This is a genomic window from Burkholderiales bacterium, assembly GCA_035560005.1.
Taxonomy (GTDB): domain Bacteria; phylum Pseudomonadota; class Gammaproteobacteria; order Burkholderiales; family Eutrophovitaceae; genus DASRFY01.
Window position 1 is genome coordinate 1 of sequence record DATMAN010000024.1, and the last position, 4,082, is coordinate 4,082.

Annotated in this window: 4 protein-coding genes; 1 reads left to right on the top strand and 3 read right to left on the bottom strand. The window is 63.3% G+C overall.

Annotated elements, in window-relative coordinates:
- Positions 1–76: 76 nt before the first annotated feature.
- Positions 77–3,388: a DUF499 domain-containing protein gene (locus tag VNM24_02385; protein HWQ37446.1), complete on the top strand. Its 3,312-nt coding sequence runs from the start codon at positions 77–79 to the stop codon at positions 3,386–3,388.
- Between the two features lie 37 nt (positions 3,389–3,425).
- On the opposite strand, the gene VNM24_02390 is transcribed toward VNM24_02385, so the two are convergent.
- The 3 genes from VNM24_02390 to VNM24_02400 all read right to left on the bottom strand — a co-directional run.
- Complete coding sequence (locus VNM24_02390; protein ID HWQ37447.1) at positions 3,426–3,659, bottom strand: hypothetical protein; 234 nt, start codon at positions 3,657–3,659, stop codon at positions 3,426–3,428.
- Complete coding sequence (locus VNM24_02395; GenBank protein HWQ37448.1) at positions 3,592–3,837, bottom strand: hypothetical protein; 246 nt, start codon at positions 3,835–3,837, stop codon at positions 3,592–3,594. The genes VNM24_02390 and VNM24_02395 overlap by 68 nt, the downstream gene beginning before the upstream one ends.
- The coding region (locus VNM24_02400) for a hypothetical protein (protein ID HWQ37449.1) at positions 3,834–4,082 on the bottom strand (249 nt) is incomplete at its 5' end. The genes VNM24_02395 and VNM24_02400, both read right to left, overlap by 4 nt.

Consider the following 4,082-nt stretch of genomic DNA (forward strand, 5'->3'; position numbering starts at 1 on the left):
TTGAGCAACCACCTGGCCGCTCGCGAACGCATCGGCGCGCCGCGCCAGGGCCAACTCGTCTAGGGAGGCTCCCGAGATGAAACTCGCATGGAAGCCGTGGCACGAAGTCGTTGCGCTGCGCGACGACATCAAGACCGGAGAACTGTCGCTCGCGGTATTCGCCGCCGACCTCTACGACGTCGTTCTGCAGAAGGGGCGGCGGAAGGTCTACGAGGACCCCGCTGAGTTCTTTTCGCTGACTTACCCCACCTACAATCTGCGCGAGCTCGTCAAGGACGTGCTGTCGCGGCTCGCCGGTCGGAGCGACAAGGCCTACCGCAAGCTCTCGATCAACTACGGCGGCGGCAAGACGCATACCCTGATTACGCTGCGCCATCTGGTGCACGATCCCGCGCGCCTGCCGGACCTGCCGGCGGTCAGCGAGTTCAAGGCGCATATCGGCTTCGAGTTGCCGACGGCGCGCGTGGCGGCGCTCTGCTTCGACAAGATCGACTTGGAGAAGGGCGTCGAGACACCCGGGCCGGACGGCAAATCGCGCATGCTCAAGCATCCCTGGAGCGTGCTCGCCTGGCAGCTCGCCGGCGCCGAGGGTCTCAAGTTCATCCACGCCAATGGCAAGGAAGAAGAGCGCGACACGCCGCCCGCCGAGCCGCTGCTTGCCGAATTGCTCGCGAAGCCGCAGGCCGAAGGGCTGTCGACGCTCGTCCTCTTGGACGAGGTCCTCATGTATCTGCGCGCCAAGATCGAGGCCGATCCTTCCTGGCGCGGCCGGCTCATGAGCTTCTTCCAGTACCTCACGCAAGCGGTGGTCAAGGTCGACCGCTGCGCCATGGTGGCGTCGCTGCTCGCCTCCGATCAGCGCAAATACGATGACTTCGGCAAGGAATTGCTCGCCGACGTATCCGAAGTGTTTGGCCGGCAGATGGAAGAGAACGTCAGCCCCGTCGGCAAGGAAGACGTGGCCGAGGTGCTACGTCGCCGGTTCTTCAAGCCCGGGTCGATCCGCGACATCAACGCATTCCGGGCGCAGGTGACGACCGCGGTCGGTAATATCGCCGCGCTTGACGAACGCACGCGGAAGGAGCGCGGCGCCGCCGAGGAGCGCTATCTCGCGAGCTTCCCCTTCCATCCCGACCTGACGGAAGTGTTCTACACTCGCTGGACTCAGCTAGACGGATTCCAGCGCACGCGCGGAATTCTGCGTACTTTTGCAATCGCGCTGCGCGACGCCGAGAAGTGGGACAAATGCCCGCTGATCAGCGCCAACGTGTTCCTGAACGAACCGGGTAAGGCGGGGCTTGCCGAAGCAGCGCGCGAGCTCTGCCTGGTTGCCAGCACCGAGCCGGTGGAGGGGCGACGGCAGGAATGGTCGACGATTCTTGAAGGTGAGTTGGCAAAGGCGCGCACGATTCAGTCCGAGGCGACTGGACTGCACCACCGTGAGATCGAGCAGGCAGTCGTTGCCGTTTTTCTGAATTCCCAGCCCATCTGGCACAAGGCTCTGACCCACGAATTGATCGTCCTGCTCGGCGGAACGCGGCCGGACAAGATCGAGCTTGAGAAGGCCTTGCGCCGCTGGACCGAGCTGTCCTGGTTCCTGGACGAAGTCGAAGTAGGAACGGCGGAGACCAATCCCGACGGGACGAAACAGCTGCCAAAGGCGTGGAGGCTCGGCAACCGTCCTAATCTCCGCCAGATGCATCATGACGCGTGCAACACGCGCGTGCCGCCGGAGCTCATCGAAGCCCAGCTCATTGATGCGACCGAGAAGCTCAAGTCTCTGACGCAAGGTGCCTCCGCGGCGGGCGCAAGGGTTCACACGCTTCCCGAAAAGCCAAGCGATATTCAGGACGATGGCGAATTCCATTTCGCCGTTCTGGGCCCGAAGGCCGCTTCGGACTCGGGCAAGCCGAGCGCCGAGGCGCGGCGCTTCATCGACGAGACGACGGCGCCAGATCGCCCTCGCGTCTATCGCAATGCCGTCGTGCTTGCGGTGCCGTCGCGCGACGGGCTCGAAGCGGCACGGACGCGCATCCGGGAATATCTCGGCTGGCTCGAAGTGCGGGAGCAGCTCAAAGGCCAGCCGATCGACCCGATCCGTGAACAGATGCTTGCGAACGAAATCGACAGTTCGCGCAAACGCATCCCGGAGGCACTGCAGCAGGCCTATTCCATTGTTGTGACGGTAAACGAAAGCAACGAGGTCCACGCATTTAAGATTACCGTGACTGAAGAGCCGCTGTTTACGACCATCAAGGCTGATAAGCGCTCACGCATTCAGGAAACGGCGATCAGCTCTGAGGCGCTCATGCCGGGCGGTCCCTACGATCTTTGGCGGGAGGGGGAGACGTCGCGCCGGGTCAAGGATTTGGTCGGGGCCTTCGCGCAGTTTCCGAAATTGCCAAAGATGCTGCGGCGCAAGGAGATCCTCGACACCGTCCTGCAGGGGGTGTTGGACGGCATCTGGGTCGCCCGTCTCGTTCGACCGGATCGGAGCGTCAGGACCTTCTGGCGCTCGGCGATTGACGAAGAGGCTCTTAAGGACCCTGGGCTCGAAGTCCTGTTGCCGAAAGCCGCAACGCTCAGCGATCTTCCTCCAGATCTCCTTAGCTACCGGAAGCTGCCAGGACTTTGGACATCAACAGAGATCGCGGTGAAGGATGTGCTCGACTATTTCTCGGGCGGACGAACCGTGGCGGTGCCGAAGGAAGGATACGAGGAAACCGCGGTCATTCCGAAATGCGAGTCTGCGATAGTCGAGGCGGAAATTGGCGAAGCGGTAGCCCGCGGCATTGTGTGGCTAACGAACGGGCCGGCATCGATTCTCGGCGAACCAGTTCCAGCGGGAGTGCTGACTCCGACCGCAACGCTGCAGCCACCGCCCGATCCAATTGCGGTGGACGAATTGATGGCCGAGTCCATTCCTGCCGCTTGGAAAGACGGCAGGACCAATGCCCTAGCTATTACCACCGCACTTTCAGCCAAGCGGGGCAAGACCCTGCCATGGCCCGTGATTCGTGCAGCAATTGACGCGGCCATCCGAGCTCGCTGGATCGAACTGGTGGATGACGGGGTAGCGTGGCCGTGCGAATTCGCCGGTGCCCAACACGTAGTCCTGCGCCTCCCTGAGGCGCGCCAGTTAGACGAAAAGCCGAGAGACTTTACGCCAAAGCCAAAGGGGTTGCTGATTGCCGAGGCGACGCTTCAAGCCAATGGCATTCAAGACCTGGCCGACCAAATCCCCGAGATTATGAGGGCGGCTGTTGGCCACGATCTTAAGTTCCACGTGCGCGTCGAGTTTGGAGGCGAAACGCCGCCTACATCTGAGACTGTTGACCAGCTGAACAACCTGCTCGCCCAAGTGTCCGAGGAGCTGAAGCTAAGGTGAGTTGCAAGAACAATGGAGTCCTGAGTTCAGGTCATCGTTAGCGCGAGCGGCACGCTCGCGCCTGGTCCCTCATGACCTGGTAGTCCGAAAGCATCTGCTCGATGGCCGAGCCGGCCGGCAGGCGATCGAGCTCATCGGCGGCGCGCTTCAGGAAGGGTTTGCTGTAGGCGGGGACCGGCGGGCAGACCACGCCCGCCGGCCGGTCAGAACGAGCCGTCGCGCATGCGGCGAGCAACGTCGTCGCGATCACGAGGGCGATCGTGCGCGGCATCCAGCATCCGGCGCTCGGCATCGGCGATTTCCTTCTGTTGATTGAGACGTTCCTCGAGGCGGCCGGCGTGCTCGCCGGACCGGCGGATGGCGGCGATGGCCGCAAGAGCTGCGACGACGGCGCCGATCCAGAGACCGAGCCGCCGCACCCAGGGAAGCGAGAGAAGCCACGAGATCATCGAGCTACCCCATCGCGCAGCTCGCGGGCGGCGCGGATGCGCTGCCACAGCGCCCATCCGGCACCGGCGATGATCAGCACGCCGATGACCACCCCAAAGATCGTGCCAGCCTGAAGATGGCCATCGGCGCGCTCGAGGTCGTTCACAAGCATTGGCAGGTTCTCGGCAACGACCGCGGCGCCGCTTGCCGCGGCGACCGTGCTGCCTTGGACGACGCCCGATTCACGCAGCGGCTGGATGTCGGG

Coding starts and splice junctions, on each gene's coding strand:
- VNM24_02385 (HWQ37446.1), top strand. CDS start 77: ATGAAACTCGCATGGAAGCCGTGGCACGAAGTCGTTGCGCTGCGCGAC.
- VNM24_02390 (HWQ37447.1), bottom strand. CDS start 3,659: ATGCCGCGCACGATCGCCCTCGTGATCGCGACGACGTTGCTCGCCGCA.
- VNM24_02395 (HWQ37448.1), bottom strand. CDS start 3,837: ATGATCTCGTGGCTTCTCTCGCTTCCCTGGGTGCGGCGGCTCGGTCTC.